Source organism: Ensifer sp. CCNWLY38, assembly GCF_037120565.1.
Lineage (GTDB): Bacteria > Pseudomonadota > Alphaproteobacteria > Rhizobiales > Rhizobiaceae > Ensifer > Ensifer adhaerens_H.
This window is the reverse complement of record NZ_JBBBBO010000002.1, coordinates 163,975-180,480: the sequence shown is the minus strand read 5'-3', so window position 1 is coordinate 180,480 and position 16,506 is coordinate 163,975. Positions and strand designations below refer to the sequence as shown.

Genomic DNA, 16,506 nt, shown 5'->3' with positions numbered 1-16,506 from the left:
CATTGCCTCCCAGCCTCACTCCACTCGCTTGAACGGCGGCGGCGCCCATGAACCGTCCAGCGCCTCCGGCCTGGGCGCATAGATGCGCAGGGTCGGCCCTATCGCGCCGGATTTCGGCGCGGGCAGCCAATTCGATTCCTTGTCGGTCCCGGGCGATTCCGCCTGGATGTAGATGTCGAGCGAGCCGTCCTCGTTGAAGGTCAGCTTGTCGCGGTCGCCGATCGCAAAGCGATTGATCGGATTGGGAACCTGGAAGCCCTGATTGTCGTACATAGTGAGCGACCAAAATGCGCCGGCCGGCGGCGTCTTGTCCTTGTCGAAGTGCAGCACATACTTGTTGGCACCGTCGAGCGGCTTTCCGTCGCCATCCACGAAGGCCGAGGGGTAGATCGCATCGGCTGGCAGATTGGCGCCGAGCCCAGCGAGCGCGACGATGGCGCGCTGCCGATAGGACGTACCATAAGTCCCCATGTTGTCGACGGTGATGTTCCAGCCGTTGACGTGGCTGCCTCCCTCTTTGATGCCGGTGATCATGTCTTCGAGGCCCTGCTTGGCGCCCCCGTTGATGGCGTCGACGGTTGCCTGGTCGAGCGTACTGCTGTCCCAGCCCTTGCCAGGTTCGAGCCCGATCGCCCGCATCCGGAAGAGAATCGGGTAGTCATTCGGATGCGGCGGGAATTTCTGCATCAGTTCGGCAAAGCGGGTGAACAGTTCCACACCCGTCATCTTGCCGACCGTTACAAGCGGCGGCGTCTTTGTGTCCACGCTTGCATCGACCGAAGGTGTGGCCGCTGGCGCGTCGGACTTGCCCCACTGGTCGAGCGGCGTCAGCTTCAATCCATCCTGCACCTTGTGAACATTGTCGTAGTCGGAGGGACCGTTGGTCTGGACGCGCCCCATGATCCAGATCATCGACGTCGGCGTGTCAATACGCTGAACGCCTTCCGGAAGATCGCCCTGCCAACCCGGAGGCACGTAGACAAAATTGCCATCCCCCGTGCCAGTCGTCCGCGAGCCGAGAGAGGAAAACACATCCGTCCACATGTCGAGAGACGGCACCAGATAGAAACGCCCGCCGGTATCGGGAACCGAAAGGACCATCGGCCCCTTGCTGAGGTCGAGCCAGGCGAAGGAATAGAGGGTGTCGAAGTTGAAGCGGACGACATCCTTGGCATCGGCGGCCGGATAGGCCCGGAAGTAGGCAAACTGGTTGATCGGCGCACGCCCGTGGACGGATGTTGCGTCGGGTACGGCCGTCGACTGCCGCATCGTGACATCCATCAGCACAATGGGGTAGGCGTATTGATAGACCTCTTTCGCGATCTCCCGGGCCCGTTGTTCGGAGAGGGCTTCGGCCTGCGCCGGACGATCTGTCGGCACGGGCGTGCCTTGCTCCTGGGCCCGGACCGGATCGGCCACCGTGGCAGCCAGAATGGAGACGAACAAGAGGGCCGTTTTCGAAATCATAAGAGGATCCTCCGCGATCCCGTCATTCGACCGTGAGGTTCCCTTCGGAGCAAGTACGTAACGGTTACATCGTGCAACGCGCGTTGGTTTGGCCCGCGACCCCTTCTACAAACCGGCTGCCCCGCCGGCTCTTTTCAGTGTAGGATGCAATCATGAGTGATGCTCAGCCTCTCTTCGACATGCTGCGCCAAACCGTGCAGCCTGACATCGCCGGCGTATTGGAGCGATTTGTCCGGGAAGCGCCGGACCGCAAGCTCTGCCGCGTCAATGCGCTCGCCTTTGCCGCCGAGCATCGGCTCGACGAAGAAAAGGTCATCGCCGCCTTCCTGCATGCCTCACGCCTCGGGCTGTTCGAGCTGTCGTGGAATGTGCTCTGCCCCGGCTGCGGCGGTGTGCTTGACAGCAATACCTCGCTGAAGACTGTGCAGAGCGACACCTATACCTGCTCGCTCTGCGCCGCCGGCTATGAGCCGACGCTCGACGAGATGGTGGAAGTGACCTTCACCGTCAACCCGCGGGTACGCCACATCGAGGCCCACAACCCGCACGAGCTGCCGCCGCTCGAATATTTCCGCCAGATCTACTGGGGCTCCGGCATCGAGTTGCCGGAGGACGACTACGAGGCCCAGGTCGACGATTTCATGATCGAGGCGCTCGAACTGCCGCCCGGCGAAAAGGCGGTCATCTCGCTGCAGATGCCGGCGGAATTCATCATCGTCTTCGAGCCGGTGACCCATGCCGCGCAATTCATCGACGTCAAGGGCGAGCCGACCAAGGAGCGGCGGACGCTGTCGCTCGTCTTCGATCGCGGCCACCGGCACGACGAGGCGTTGACCATGCAACCGGGTCCGCTGCGCATCCAGGTGGAAAACCATACGGATGTGCGCACCCTGCCCTCGGTCTGCATCGCCAATGACACCCTGCACGATATTCTCGGCCGCCGGCGTCCGTTCCTCACCGCCAAGCGGCTGCTTTCCAACCAGACCTTCCGCGATATCTACCGCACCGACACGATCGACGTAGACCAGCGGCTGAAGATCACCAGCCTCACCTTCCTGTTTTCCGATCTCCGCGGCTCGACCGAACTTTACGAGCGGGTCGGCGATCTCGCGGCCTTCGATCTGGTGAAGACCCACTTCAGCGTCGTCAACGAGATCGTTGGCTCCGAGGCCGGCGCCGTGGTCAAGACCATCGGCGATGCGGTCATGGCCACCTTCCCGACACCGGATCGGGCGGTTGCCGCCGCCATGCGCATGCGCGAGGCGATGCGCAAACTCAACGATGACAGGGGCTCCGAGGATTTGCTCTTGAAGATCGGCATCCACGAGGGACCGTGCATCGCCGTCAGCCTCAACGAGCGCCAGGATTATTTCGGCCAGACGGTCAACATCGCCTCGCGCGTCCAGCATCTCGCGAGTTCGCGCGAGATCTTCGCCACCAGCTCCGTGCTCGACGACCCGCGCGCCTCCGGCCTGCTCAGCGACCGCGGCCTCAATCCGCAGTCGCACAATGTCGCCCTGCGCGGCATCACCAACGAGATCAGTATCTTCTCGATCCCGTAAGCGCGGCTGGCCTTCTGGATCGCCGCAATTCCGGACGGAAAACCGTTTCACACTTTTCCTGGAATTGCTTAAACCACCGGCGGTATCAGCGTCAGCACGTCGCCGTCATCAGGGATCACCAGCTTCGTCAAGGGGATGCCATGGGCATCGGCTGCTGCCCGCAGCTCCCGTCGGCTGACCGTCGCGTGATCCAGCGCCTCCATGTGCGTTGCAATGACGATGCTGTTTTTCGCCGTCTCGCAGACCTTGATCGTCTGTTCAGCATCCATGACGATGAGATCGCCATTCCACTTCGCGCCGCAGGAATGGGTGACGATGATATCCGGCTTCGTTTCGCGGATTGTGTTCTCGATCGCCGGATAGAAGACCGTGTCGCCGGCCCAGTAGACCGTCGGCTCGCCCTTCGCCTCAAGGCTGAAACCGATGACCGGCCCCATGTCCTGGACGACAGGGCCGAGCCCATGGCTGCCGTCACGCCTGGTCAGCTTCAGACCCTGCCAGCTGGCCTTGTCGGAAAGCGGCGTGACGTCGCGAAACCCGGCGGCGCGGATCGCCTCCTCGTCGCCCGGCTGACAGAAGATAGGTAGCCCCTTCGGCACCCGCTCCTTGGCGGTATCGTCGAAGTGATCCTCATGCAGATGCGAGATGATGACGAGTTCCACGCCGGCCAGGATCGTATCGATGTCGACCGGCAGCTCGACCGTCGGATTGGGCGAGCGCCCGGCAAAGGACGGCAGGCTGTCCTTTGGCCCCAGAAACGGATCGACCAGCACGGTATGGCCGGCATAGTCGAGCTTGAGCGTGGCGTTGCGGATAAGCTGGAGTTTCATGGGGAGTCCTCCCTTGGCGGAAAGCAGTGACGGATGTCGCCGTGATCCTTGCTGAGGCGGCGGTAAAATCAAGAGCCGAAATTTGCCCTCTTCCACGCCGCCAAAAGGCGCGCAACGGCATTCGGCCGGCGGAACTGAGACGCTCCAGCCAACGCCGGCAGCGCCCGGATCGCCGCCCGCCTACGCGCAGCCTCTCACCGCCAGCCGCAATCCCAGGGCTGCCCCCTTGCCGCCCGGTGACAGGCGAAGGCGCGGCCGCAAGAGTGGGTGGCGGTAATCGTCGTCCTGCCGCGGCCAGAGCCGCGGGAAAACATCTGCCGGAAGGCGACATCCGCATTGTCGGGGCAGTCGGCAAAGCTCTTCTTTTTCAGCTCGGCCGGCGGGCTGATCGCTCGCGTGCCGGTGCTCTTCGCCGGTGTCTTGGCGGTGCCCTGGGTCGCACTCGGCTCGGGCACTTTGGCCTCGCGCCGGATCGTCACGCAGCGGCCATCTTTTGCCTCCTGGTTTCGCGCACAGGCAAGCGGGCATATCCGCGCCCTCTCGGCCTTCAGGCGTTCGAGCACGTCGCTGGAAGGTTCGAGCGTCGCGAGTTCGACCTTGCTGTGCCTGGCAAATGCCTCCAGCGCCTTGCGGCTGCCGGCGCCCCAGAGCCCATCCTCGCTGCCGGCCTGACAGCCGAGCCGGTTCAGCTGCTGCTGGATCGATCGGGTCAAGGCGCGATCGTCGGTACCCGCTGCGGCTGCGGCCGGATCGACGGCCGCCACGGCCTGGCCGGCCGGCACACCGGTCACGCCCCCGGTTGCCGGGGCGGAGACCCGCTCGATGATGCGGATCTTGGCCCGCGCCAGGGATGCGAAAGCGCCATCGGGATATTGCTGCAGATAGGCGTCGAACAGATCGCGGTCCGTCCCATCCTTGATCGTTTCCCAATAGGCAAGCTCGGCGGTCTGGTCGGTCGCCGGCTCCTTGACCGACGCCGGTTGGCCGCCATCGGCAGGCTTCAGCACCACCTCACCGGTCAGCGAGGAATTGTCCCAGGGCACCTGCTTGCCGCCGGTTGCCGAAAGAACGTCGCGGCGCACATCGATCAGCTCGCGGGTGATGTCGCGTCCCGGCTGGCCGAGGTGCCGGAGCAGCGCCGACGTAAAGGGAGAGTTTCGCCCGCTGCCGTCGAGCGCGACATTGCCGGGCTGGGTGGCAAAGGCGATCAGCGTGCCGATGCCGGTGCCGACCTTGGCAAGGCCCCGGCCGACCGAGGCCGATCGGGTGCCCATGGAGCGAGCGAGATTGACCGCGAGCGGATTGTCGCGACAGGCATCGAGCAGCACGACATTGACCCTGGTGCTGCGCTCCATCGCCGACAGGATCAGGTTCATCGGCACAGCCTCGAAATCGAGATCGACATGGGAGGCGAGCTTGGCGTCGATAGGGGCAAGGTAGTTCTCGCCGTTCACCTGAAGGCCGTGGCCGGCATAGTAGAACAGCGCCAGATCGGCGCCGTCGAGCCGGCCGACGAAATCGCGCAATACGCGCCGCACGCCCGAGAGGTCGAGATCCACACCCGTCACCACCTCGAAGCCGAGCCCTTCGAGCTTGGCCGCCATGTCGGCAGCGTCATTGCCGGGATTGGGCAATGCCGCCACATGCTGATAGGCGGAATTGCCGATGACCAGCGCCACGCGCTTCTCGGCAACCGCCTGCGACGCGCAAAACACCCATAGAACGGCCAAGGCGATGCGAAGGAATGGCATGGTTCCCCTCCGGCAATGCGCGAACGACCGTGGCGGTCAACATCGGCCGAACAGCCGAGCGTGCTACCGGGCATGGGTCGTGTCAATGCGCTTCGAAGGGATGGCATAGGCATTCGCCGGGCCACCCTATCTCTCGTCGTAGTGACGGGCGGGAGTGCCGGTTCATTCGCCATCCAATGGGATTAGCGCGCCATGGTTAGCTGTGGGCGCGAAGGCGCTCGAAAGTGGAAACATCGAGAGCGGAAAGCTGCTCTCGATTTCGAGAGCCAGAGCGTCGTCTGTGCGGTCCTCTGAACGAACCACGCTCCAGGGGCGCGGAAGAAGCCCGCGCCCTTCAATGGCTGGTTTTCCGGCTACTTCACCACGACATTGCCGTTGACGATCTCGACATTCTCGTCGCCCTGCAGGCCGATGCGGTCGCCGCTCGGCGCGGTCACGAAACAGCCGCTCGGGCAGATCATCTCCGTGGCGCCTGCGGCGATCGCCACTTCCATGCGGCTTTCGCCTTCGACGACGACCAGGACGGCGGTCTCGCTGTCCTTGTTCGTGACCGTCGCGGCACTGGCCGCGCCTGCCATAGGCACGTAGGCCACCAGTACGCCGGAAAGCAAAGCAATCACAGATTTCTTCATTGCCCATCGGCGCCCGAAGCGCCGCCCTCTCGCCGAGCCGGCCGCCCCGTCGGTTTCGCGACGCTGCGCCGGCCACCTCTTCAGCCGATGACAACGTAATCGGTCACCAGAAGAATTGCATGCTTTTTATGGCACGCCGGCTGAATAGCGGCTGAACGCTCCGTTTATCAGCGGTTTGGGTTTGATCTGCGGCTGGCGGTTCGGCGAGTGCCCGTTTCTTCTGCCTCGCCTTCCTCGTTGAGCGGCGCTGCGGAAGCAGCCGGTTTGCCCGAAGCCGTCGCCTTGGCCGACGCTCTTGCCTCGGCGGAGGTTGCGCCCTTCGGCTCGCCCACCTCTTCCGGGTGGTGGCTTTCGATGCCGGTCTGGTCCTCGACCGGCACGTCCTCGATCTTCACCGGGAATGGCGCGCCGATCTCCTCGTCGCGGAAACGTTCGTAGATCGACACGCGCAGGTCGTTGCGCACGCCGCCGCCGGTCAAGACATCGGCGACGTAGATCCGAAGCTCGAAGGTCATGCGCTCGTCGCCAAAGGCGGTGAAGCCGACCGTCGGCGACGGGTTCTTGAGGACCATCGGATGCGCGGCGGCAATCTCCGACAGCAGCTCCATGATCCGGCGCGGATCGCTGGCATAGGTGACGGTGACGGCGATTTCGGAGCGGCCGAGCTTGTTGCGGTGCGTCCAGTTGCCGACCGAGGCGTTGATCAGCAGCGAGTTCGGCATCATGATCGACTGATGCTGGAAGGTCTCGATCTCGGTGGCGCGTACCGAGATGCGCTTGACGAAGCCTTCCGTCGTGCCGCTGACGATCCAGTCGCCCACCTTGAACGGGCGCTCGACGAGCAGGATCAGGCCCGAGACGAAATTCGAGACGATGTTCTGCAGACCGAAACCGACGCCGAGCGAGAGAGCACCGGCGACGAGCGCGAGGTTCGAGAGATCGATGCCCGCTGCCGAGAGGCCGATGAGGCCCGCAAGGCCGACGCCGGTATAGCCGATGCCGGTGCGGATCGAGTTGCGCACGCCGGCGTCGACCCGGCTTCTCGCCATGATGTTGCCGTCGATCCAGCGCTGCACGAAGCGGGTGACGGCAAAACCGAGCGCGAAGAACAGGACGCCCGCGAGGATGCCGACCAGCGAAATGGTGATCGAGCCGATCCTGATCTCGGTCACCATCCGGTAAGCCCAGGACTCGATGTCGGCGACCTGGAAGCCCCACTGCAAAAGGATCAGCGGGATGAAGAAGAGGACGACCAGCGCATAGATGCTCAGGCCCGCGGCAAGACCGATCTGGTCGAGCGCCACCTGTTCCAGATTGTAGCGCCGCTCGAGGTAGCGCCCGGCCGCGGTCTCGGCAAAGGCGCCCTGCTTTGCCACCGCGCGGCCGGTGAGAATGCCAATATACATCGTCACCAGGATCGCGCCGGTGATGATGATCTGCGTGGCGATGAAGCGGGCTAGACCGACATAGCCGGAGACGGCCGCAATGATCAGCAAAGCGCCGGTCGCAAGCAGCGCGAACGACACCAGCCGCGGCCAGGCGTGGCCATGCGCATCGAAGGACTCGTCCTTCCTGAGCGTCGGCTTGATCCAGGCCGACGCCATGATGATGAGGCCGATGACGATGGAGGCGATGTAGCTCTTGACGACGGTGAGCACGACTGGCGAGCCGAGCGCCTCGCTGACGCCGCCGAACAGGTAGTCGAGACCGTTGACCAGCGCCATGGCGACGATCGCGATCATCAGCATCCTGGCGCCGCGATCGGAAACCCTGACGAGCCGCCAGCGCGCATCGCGCGGCGACAACACCGCCTGGGCGAGCCGTGTCACGAAGAACACCACCACCGCCACCCCGAGCGTAATGGCAATGATCGGTGCGATGTCGGAGCGCAGCACGTTGAAGCCACGCAGGAACAGGAAGCTTGAAATCGCGAAGGCGGCCGAGGCGATCGTCGGGATCAGCGTCGACCAGAAGGCGACCGACAGGCGGCGGAAGTAGTTCGGCTCCTCATCGGTAATGTCATGCCGGATCAGCGGGCGAAAGAGCCTGCGGCTGCCCGAAAGGAACACGAGCGCCGCCAGCATCGACAGGAACAGCGCTGTCAAAAGCGGCACGCGCTTGTAGTTCCAGGCAAAGCTCAGCCAGCTCCCGACACTGCGCGTAAGCACGCGGGTTTCGTCCGCCGTCGCCGTCAGCGCGTCGTCGAACATGCCGGTCGAGACTTCGGTGTTCTTCAGCAGCGTGTTGGAAAACAGCGCCCGCCTTGTCGCGGTAATGGTGTTCGAAAGCTTCGTCGCCTGGATCGAAAGACCTTCCGCCTCGCCGGTGAGCGCGTTGATGGCGCCGCGCTCGGCCATCAGCCGCTTGCGCTCTGCGGTCACGATGTCGGCTTCGGGCGGCTGTCCCTCGGCCGGCGGATCGCCGAGTTCGGTGAGCCGCGCCTTGATTTCGTCGAGGCGCGGCCGGGTCGAGACCGAAACGCCGATGATTTGCTTGGCGAGCGCGTCGACCTGAACCTTGATGTCGGCAAGTACGATGTCGTCGTCCTTGGCCTTGTCAACGCGGTCCGTCAGCCGCTTGAGCTCCTCGCCGGCCTTGGCGAGCTGATCGGCCGCCTGGCTCTGGGCCGGCGGCGTGGCATCCGCCGGCACCGCCTCGCCGGCCGGCGGTGTTGCCGTCTGCGCCGGTTGGGTTGCCGTCGCGGCCGGCTGGGTGGCAGCGCCGGGTGTCGCGCCGCCGGGTGTCGCGCCATTGGCAGCGGGCTGCGCGCCATCCTTAGCGGGTGCCGCCGCCTTGCCGGCCGGTTGCGTTGCGGTCTGGGCCGGCTGGGCTGGCGTCGCCTTCTGCTCTGGCTGTGCTGTGTTCTGAGCCGTACCTTGTGCCGGTTGCGTCGTCTGTTGCGCCACGACCGGGCCGGCGGCGGCAAGCGCCAGCAGGCAGACGAAAATGGCAGGCAATTTTCCGACAGAACGCAATTTCATGATCCTTGCAGGTTGAGACCGTGGTGCGGAATCGCGTCAGTGGTCATCACAATGCGATGTGAATACGAAAGACGGCGGAAAGATGCAAAAGACGCCGCCAATTGCGCTCCAACGCCGGATTTTTCGTCAGAAACCGGCGCCGGGCTGTGCCAGATAGGCAAGCTCGGCGTCTGTCGAGACGCGGGCCAGGAGGGCATTTCGGTGCGGGAAGCGGCCGAATTGTTCGATCACCTCGCGGTGGCGGATGGCATAGTCGAGATAGTCGGCATCGCCGAGTTCAGTGAAAAGCTTCACCGACATGGTCTGGTCGGTCAGGTTTTCCGAATGCTCGAACGGCAGATAGACGAAGGCGCGCGCTTCCGGCTTGATCGCCATGTCGGCACCGACGCCGACGGCGAGCTTCGCCTCGTGCAGCGCCAGGCAATCGGTCGCGAAGGCAAGCGGCGTGCCGCGATACATGTTGCGCGGCATCTGGTCGAGCAGGATGATCGCCGCCAGCCGGTTCTCCGGCGTTGCCCGCCAGATCTCGCTGACCCCGCGGGCAAGCGCCAGATGCGATGCCTGGAAACGACGAATGCAGGCCTTATCCAGTTCGCCGCTCATCGTGAACCAGTCGTCATAGGTGAGCTCGCCGAACCAGAAGTTCAAAACGTCGTCCGGCGTGCAGATTTCAACTTCGTTCGTCATTTGCTCCCTCGTGCTGCTCTTCTGCCGGTCCTGCCCCTTTCGAGGCCCGATCGGGCAGCCATGCATGCGCTACAGCGACCTTTGCGCGTCTTATTAGACGCGCAAAGGTCGCTGTAGCAGTTTGAATTGCTGCATGTTTTTGTCCTTCAATCGGCTACGATCAAAGGAAACATGCAATAAGACATAGGCGTCGACCGGCCCATGTCCATGCACAATTTCGATGCACGCCTTACGCGCGCCGCGTGAGGATGGCAACAAAGGCGATGCCGCCGACAATGCCGGTAACCACGCCGATCGGCATGTCCTCTGGCGCCATGATGACCCGGGCGACGAGGTCGGCCATGATCAGCGTCAAGGCGCCAAAGAAGGCCGAGAGCGGGATGACCCGGACATTGTCGCTGCCGGCAAAAAGCCGCACGAAATGCGGCACCATCAGCCCGACGAAGCCAATCGCGCCGGAAAAGGCCACCATGACCCCGGTCAGGAGCGCAGTGACGACGAAGAGCGTCAGACGGAAGCGGCGCACGGGAATGCCGAGCGTCATCGCCGTCTCGTCGCCCATGGCAAGCGCGTTGATCTCCCGCGATCGGACGACCAGCCAGCCGAGCGAGACTGACAGCACGAGCGCCGGATAGATGAGATGCGGCCATTGCGCGAGACCCAGGCCGCCGAGCATCCAGAAGATCACCGTGTGCGTGGCCCGCGGGTCGCCGAGGAAGATCATGAGATTGCCGATCGACGTTAAGACGAAGGCGACGGCGACGCCGGCAAGCACCAGGCGATCGGCACTGGTGCCGAGCGCGCGGGAAACGAAGGCGACCAGCACGGTTGCCAGCAGCGCGCCGCCAAAGGCAAAGAGCGGCACCGTGAGAAGACCGAGGATCATTCCCGTGTGGAGCAGTGCGACGATCGCCCCGAGCGCGCCGCCCGAGGAGACGCCGAGCAGGTGCGGATCGGCAAGCGGATTGCGCGTCACCGATTGCAGCACGGCGCCTGTCAGCGCCAATCCGGCGCCGACAAGCCCCGCCAGCATGACCCGCGGCAGGCGCACGTCCCAGACGATGCTTTCGCGCCCCGCCGACCAGAAGGCCTCGACGCTGCCGGGCGCGAGCTTGCTTGCAACGATCGACCAGACGGTGGTTACCGGAATCGGCGCCGAGCCGAGCGACACGCCCGCGGTCACGGTCAGGAGAAGCAAGAGCAGCGCCGCGAGCACCCCGACCCCGCCGCGGAGCGCCCGAACGGGAACAACCCGCGAAACGGCAGCGGGACCAGGCGACGTATCCTCAGCCAGCATCGGTTACAGGCCTTCGCCGTGAAAGACCTTGGCGAGCCGGGCGATGGCGTCGATGTTGCGCGGCCCCGGCGTCGCCTCGACATACTCGAGCACCACGAAGCGGTCGTTCCTGACCGCATCGATATTGGCGAAGGCCGGGTTGTTCTTCATGAAGGCGATCTTGTCCTCGGCTTTCACCTCGCCGTAGTTGACGATCACCACGACCTCGGGATTGCGATCGATCACCGGCTCCCAGGAGACCTCCACCCAGCTCTTGTCGACGTCGTCCATGATGTTGGCGCCGCCGGCGGCCTCGATCATCGCCGTCGGGATGCCGAAACGGCCTGATGTGAAGGGCTTTTCCTCGCCGGAATCATAGACGAAGACGCGCGTCGGCTTTTCGCGGCCGGCATTTGCCTCGGTGATCTCGGCCAGTTGCCGGCGGTAGCCGTCGACCAGCGCCTCGGCGCGATCCTCGACGCCGAAGATGCGGCCGAGATTGAGGAGATCGACGAACATGTCGTCCATCGTAGGCTTTTCCCTGGCCATGACGTGGATGCAGGATTCGGTGAGTTCGTAGACGTTGATCTTGAACGGCGCCAAGGTCTCGGGCGTCACCTCGCCGCCGACCTTCATGCCGTAGTTCCAGCCGGCGAAGAAGAAGTCGGCGTCGGCGTTGAGAAGCACTTCCTTGGTCGGATACTTCTCCGCAAGCTCCGGCAGTTCCTTCACACCTTCACGCAGCTTTTCATCCAGCGTCTTCCAGCCGGAAACGCCGGTGTAGCCGACCATGTGGTCCTGCAGTTTCAGCGCCAACATCATCTCGACCAGATTGACGTCGTTGGCGATCGCCCGCTTGGGCGCGGCATCGAAGGTCACCTCGCGGTTGCAGCTCTTGACGGTGACCGGATAGGCGAGCGCCGGCACAGCAGTGGCGATGAGAAACAGGAAGGCAGAGGAGGCAATGTTGATCTTCATGAAATGGATCCCTGTCGATGAAGTGAAAAGGAGAAACGGGCGCTGCCGGCAACGGCGGTGCTGTGGGCGGTGGCGGTGACGCCAAAGGCAGAGGAAAGCGCCCGCGGGCTCAGCACGTCGTCGGGTGTGCCAAAGGCGGTAAGGCGCCCCGCGGTCACGATCGCCACGTCGGTCGCGAACTCGGCGGCGAGATTGATGTCGTGCAGCGTCGAAACGATCGTCAGCTTCAGCGTCTGCAAGAGCTCGAGGATTTCGAGCTGGTGGCGGATGTCGAGATGGTTGGTCGGCTCATCGAGGATGATGATGCGCGGCTCCTGGGCAAGCGCCCGGGCGATCAGCACCCGCTGCTTCTCGCCGCCTGAGAGCGTCGAGAACTGGCGGCCGGCGAGATGGGCGAGATCGAGATGGCAAAGCGCATGGTGCACGCGCTCGCGATCCGTGTCCGTCCAGCCGTTGAGCCCCTCCCGCCGCGGGATGCGGCCCATCATCACGACATCGCGCACGCTGAAGGGAAAATCGCCGGGCATTTCCTGAAGCACGACGGCGATCGTCTTCGCCGCTTCGCGCGCCGAAATCGACCAGAGGTCGACGCCGTCGACCTCGATGCGGCCCGCATTCGGCTGCACCGCCCGGTAAAGGCAGCGCAGAAGCGAGGTCTTGCCGGCTCCGTTCGGCCCGAGGATCGCAAGCCGGCTGCCCGCCTCGATTGCGAAGTCCATGTCGTCGACCAGCTTCAACCCCGGGCGCGGCCCCCAGCAAAGCCCCTCGACACGGAGGGCTGCTCCTGTTGCGGTGCAGGTCATGGTCTCATCCCTCCCCGGCAGCGCCACGCGTCCATCCCGGATGCACCAAACGCGCTTGAGCGCATGCGTGTCGCGCTCATTGGAAGTGGCCCGCAAGGTCTTCGGAGACGAGCATGGCCGCCGGGATGCGGGCAAGCGTCTTGCCTTTAAGCCCGCGCGGCCGTTCGGCAGCCCGCGTCATGCCGTCGCCGCGCTCCGCATAGGTGGCGGCAAAGCGGACGAGATCGTCGATATCCTCTTCCGGCGAGATGTCGCCAAAGAGATAGGTCGCCTTGCCCGTCGCCTGGAAAGCGATGGTGCAGGGGCGCGTGCATGCCGCCATGCAGACCGTGCCGGCAATCGAGAAATCACGATCGAGCGGCTCGCCGAGCGCGGCAATGCTGCGGTTAAGACGCTTTATCAGCTCGGCGCCCGGCATGCAGGGGCCACCGGTAAAGCGGCAATCGGTGCAGACCGTTATCTTGTGCTGTCGGGAAGTCGGCTCAGCCATTTTCTCTCTCCGCCGGACTGACGGCAAGAGATGGCGAAGCGGCAGGATGACGGATGACCGTCGCGCAAAAGCCAGTTCTTTTCCATCGGAACACCCCGTCCGTTGTGGTTGATCGGTTCGATGGCAGGTCTCCTGGCTCGCGGGTCGCGGCGCATCCACGTCTTCCCGGCCATTGGCCAGTGACATGGTGTGAATGCGCTGTCCGCTCACAGTTGCGGGGGCAGCCACGGTTTCGGTCCCGTCAGGGTCGTCCGTTCCGTGTTCCCTTTTCAGCCGCTTCCGCATTGTCGCGGACGCAGCACCATCGCGCTCTTCCTCGCACGAATCGGCAGCGGATACAACCGATGGGGTCCGGCGGCCGGGATCTATCAACATGCGGCTTATGGTCATGCATTTTTTGTTATGTGATAACATTACAAGAATCAACATAAAAATGATGATCAGCCGTTCAACTGCTCTCTACGGCGCAAGGCGTCGCTCGAGGGGCACGAACGGCGTATCCTTGATCTTTGGCTTGTCGGAAAAGGAGCTCTGCCATGGCTGCCTATTTGATCGCCGATGTCGATATCACCGATGCAGCGACCTTCGAGGAATACAAAAGAGAGGTGCCGGCGACGGAGGCCCGCTATGGCGGGCGCTATCTCGGCCGTGGGGGTGCGACCCGGCTACTCGAAGGAGACTGGGAGCCGCACCGCCTCGTCATCATCGAATTCCCGGACATGCAAGCCTTGCTCTCCTGGTACCAGTCGCCGGAGTATCAGCGCCTGAAGGCGATCCGCGAGCGCTGTGCCAGGACACGTATCATAGCACTCGAAGGCGTCGCCATCTGAAGCGGAGCGCAAGACTGGCCGCAATTGCCGGCCTTGCTCGTGAAACGAACGGATGAGCGCGCCCGTCACTTCAAGCTTCGCGGCGCGCGGATGAAACGACTGCTAGGGGCATGCGCTCCGGACCTATCAACGTGCAGCGTTTCGTCATGCAGTTATTTGCAATGCCAGAGTTGAATTGCCGATGGGGCTCGAGCTGAGATAAACTCGCGCATTGGTTGCGGATAGTGCGCCGTCGCCGTCCCGAACTTGCCTTCGCCGGCCGGATATCCAGCCCGACGCCGGCGAACCGCCACCCGCCTGATGCTCCCGGAAAAGCCCGGAATTGCCGCATGTGTTACCGTCACGTAACCCTATGGGCGTTGAGAAAATCAACGGCCGCAGCAACAATTTGTAGAGCTAGGATTGGGCATCGATAAACCACGGAAGAAGGCTCAACTTAGACGCGTAAATATCCGAAGGATGGCAACTCAGCTTTTTGAAGGGGACGGCTGTGAATCCAATTGACTTCTTCGTCGACACGCTTCGGACATACCCGCCCGTCGCCGTCTTCCTCGCCCTCGGCATCGGCTTCCTGATCGGGCCCATCAAGGTCGCGGGGTTCAATCTCGGAAATGTCACCGCCACGCTGCTGGCAGGTGTTCTCATCGGGCAGCTGGGCATCCAGGTTTCCGGTGATCTGAAGTCCACCTTGTTCCTGATCTTCCTGTTCGCCGTCGGCTACGGTGTCGGCCCGCAATTCGTGCGCGGCTTGAGCACCGATGGGCCGAAACAGATTGCCTTTGCGCTGTCTGTCCTGGTGCTGTGCCTGATCGTTCCCTATCTCTGCGCGCTGATCGCCGGGCTGCCGCTTGGCTACGGCGCCGGCATGTATGCCGGCTCGCAGACGATCTCGGCTGCGATCGGCGTTGCCACCGACCAGATCAATTCGCTCGGGCTGACGCCGGAGCAGGCCAAGACCTTTGCCGACCAGATTCCGATTGCCTATGCGGTCACCTACATCTGGGGCACGATCGGCTCGGCCATCATTCTCGCCCAGCTTGGCCCAAAACTTCTCGGCATCGATCTTCCGGCGGCCTGCAAGGAGTATGAGGCCAAGCTCGGCGGCGGCACCGAGAGCAGCGAACCCGGCATCACCCGCGCCTATCATGATTTCGGTCTTCGGGCCTATCGGATCGACGAAGCAAGCGGGCTAACCGGAACGCCGGTCAAGGCCCTGCTTCCCGGCATTCGCGTCTTCGTCGAACGCCTGCGAAGAGGCGATCAGATCATTGAAGCGGATGGCAACACCGTGCTGCAGCCGGGCGACGTCGTCGCCTTCTCCGGCAGGCGCGCCCTGCTGGTCGAAAACCTCGACAGCAAGCTGACGGAGGTCGAGGACAAGGAACTGCTGAACGCGGAGGCTGAAGTCGTCGACGTCTATGTGACCAGCAAGGCGCTGGCCGGAAAGACACTCGCCGAAGTCAGCACGATGGATTGGGCGCGCGGCGTTTATGCCCGCAAGATCGTGCGCTCGCTGGTCGAGATCCCGGTCCTTCCCGGCACGACCGTCGAGCGTGGCGACATCGTCACCATCGGCGGCGCCAGGAGGCATGTCGAAGCGGCGATCAAGGCTCTCGGCTTTGCCGATCGCCCGGTCGAAACCACCGACATCGCCTTCCTCGGCTGGGGTCTTTTCATCGGCGCGATGATCGGGGCGCTGACGATAACGATCGGCGGTATTCCGATCGGGCTTTCCACGTCAGGCGGCGCGTTGCTTGCCGGTCTCGTGCTCGGCTGGCTGCGCACCACCTACCCCGCCTTCGGCCGCATCCCGTCGCCGGCGCTGTGGCTGTTGAACACGCTCGGCCTCAACATCTTCATCGCCGTGGTCGGCATCGGCGCCGGCCCGGGCTTCGTCGCAGGCCTCCAGGAAGTCGGCATTTCGCTGTTCATCTGGGGAGTCGTTGCAACCTCCATCCCGATGATCGCCTCGGTGCTCATCGGCCACTATGTCTTCAAGTTCCACCCGGCGATCCTGTTTGGCGCCTGCGCCGGCGTCAGGACCACGACCGCGGCGCTCGGCATGATCCAGGAGGCGGCCAAGAGCAAGGTGCCGGCGCTTGGCTACGGCATGCCCTACGCCATCGGCAACACGCTGCTCACCATCTTCGGCCTCGTCATCGTCATCATGCTTGCCTGAGGCGGGCAGGCAGAACCGAGACCATTGTTCCAAGTTCATA

Annotated in this window: 13 protein-coding genes and 1 riboswitch; of the genes, 3 read left to right on the top strand and 10 right to left on the bottom strand. The window is 63.7% G+C overall.

Annotation, left to right across the window (positions count from 1 at the left end):
- Window positions 1–15: 15 nt before the first annotated feature.
- Complete coding sequence (locus V7S54_RS05060; RefSeq protein WP_141679537.1) at window positions 16–1,467, bottom strand: DUF1254 domain-containing protein; 1,452 nt, start codon at window positions 1,465–1,467, stop codon at window positions 16–18.
- 152 nt (window positions 1,468–1,619) lie between these two features.
- Here V7S54_RS05060 and V7S54_RS05055 point away from each other — a divergent pair, with 152 nt between their 5' ends.
- Window positions 1,620–3,029 carry an adenylate/guanylate cyclase domain-containing protein gene (locus tag V7S54_RS05055; protein WP_065376590.1) on the top strand — a complete coding sequence of 470 codons (1,410 nt, stop codon included), beginning with the start codon at window positions 1,620–1,622 and terminating at the stop codon, window positions 3,027–3,029.
- A gap of 68 nt (window positions 3,030–3,097) precedes the next feature.
- Here the strand turns inward: V7S54_RS05055 and V7S54_RS05050 are convergent, their stop codons facing one another.
- The 9 genes from V7S54_RS05050 to V7S54_RS05010 all read right to left on the bottom strand — a co-directional run bounded on the left by V7S54_RS05050 (window position 3,098) and on the right by V7S54_RS05010 (window position 13,457).
- Window positions 3,098–3,859, bottom strand: a complete 762-nt coding sequence (locus V7S54_RS05050) for an MBL fold metallo-hydrolase (protein WP_065376591.1) — start codon at window positions 3,857–3,859, stop codon at window positions 3,098–3,100.
- Between the two features lie 194 nt (window positions 3,860–4,053).
- A complete protein-coding gene (locus V7S54_RS05045) occupies window positions 4,054–5,610 on the bottom strand; it encodes a caspase family protein (protein ID WP_065376592.1) in 1,557 nt (518 codons plus the stop codon).
- 353 nt (window positions 5,611–5,963) lie between these two features.
- Window positions 5,964–6,242 carry a hypothetical protein gene (locus V7S54_RS05040; RefSeq protein WP_057254041.1) on the bottom strand — a complete coding sequence of 93 codons (279 nt, stop codon included), beginning with the start codon at window positions 6,240–6,242 and terminating at the stop codon, window positions 5,964–5,966.
- Between the two features lie 167 nt (window positions 6,243–6,409).
- Window positions 6,410–9,223, bottom strand: coding sequence for a mechanosensitive ion channel family protein (locus V7S54_RS05035; RefSeq protein ID WP_336408428.1), 2,814 nt, complete (start codon window positions 9,221–9,223; stop codon window positions 6,410–6,412).
- Window positions 9,224–9,349: 126 nt separating this feature from the next.
- Complete coding sequence (locus V7S54_RS05030; RefSeq protein WP_065377304.1) at window positions 9,350–9,910, bottom strand: DUF924 family protein; 561 nt, start codon at window positions 9,908–9,910, stop codon at window positions 9,350–9,352.
- A gap of 229 nt (window positions 9,911–10,139) precedes the next feature.
- Complete coding sequence (locus tag V7S54_RS05025; RefSeq protein WP_083203876.1) at window positions 10,140–11,207, bottom strand: FecCD family ABC transporter permease; 1,068 nt, start codon at window positions 11,205–11,207, stop codon at window positions 10,140–10,142.
- Between the two features lie 3 nt (window positions 11,208–11,210).
- Entirely contained in the window at window positions 11,211–12,164 is a 954-nt protein-coding gene (locus V7S54_RS05020; RefSeq protein WP_065377305.1) for an ABC transporter substrate-binding protein, read from the bottom strand.
- The gene (locus V7S54_RS05015) at window positions 12,161–12,967 is read right to left on the bottom strand and encodes an ABC transporter ATP-binding protein (protein ID WP_065377306.1); all 807 of its coding nucleotides are present in this window, start codon (window positions 12,965–12,967) and stop codon (window positions 12,161–12,163) included. Before V7S54_RS05015 ends, V7S54_RS05020 begins: the two co-directional genes overlap by 4 nt.
- Before the next feature lie 76 nt (window positions 12,968–13,043).
- Window positions 13,044–13,457, bottom strand: a complete 414-nt coding sequence (locus V7S54_RS05010; RefSeq protein ID WP_065377307.1) for a DUF1636 family protein — start codon at window positions 13,455–13,457, stop codon at window positions 13,044–13,046.
- Window positions 13,458–13,562: 105 nt separating this feature from the next.
- Window positions 13,563–13,778: riboswitch (cobalamin riboswitch) on the bottom strand.
- A 215-nt stretch (window positions 13,779–13,993) separates the two neighbouring features.
- On the opposite strand from V7S54_RS05010, the gene V7S54_RS05005 reads away from it, so the two are divergent.
- A complete protein-coding gene (locus tag V7S54_RS05005) occupies window positions 13,994–14,287 on the top strand; it encodes a DUF1330 domain-containing protein (RefSeq protein WP_065377308.1) in 294 nt (97 codons plus the stop codon).
- A 490-nt stretch (window positions 14,288–14,777) separates the two neighbouring features.
- A complete protein-coding gene (aspT, locus tag V7S54_RS05000; RefSeq protein WP_234793226.1) occupies window positions 14,778–16,466 on the top strand; it encodes an aspartate-alanine antiporter in 1,689 nt (562 codons plus the stop codon).
- The last annotated feature ends 40 nt before the right edge of the window (window positions 16,467–16,506 follow it).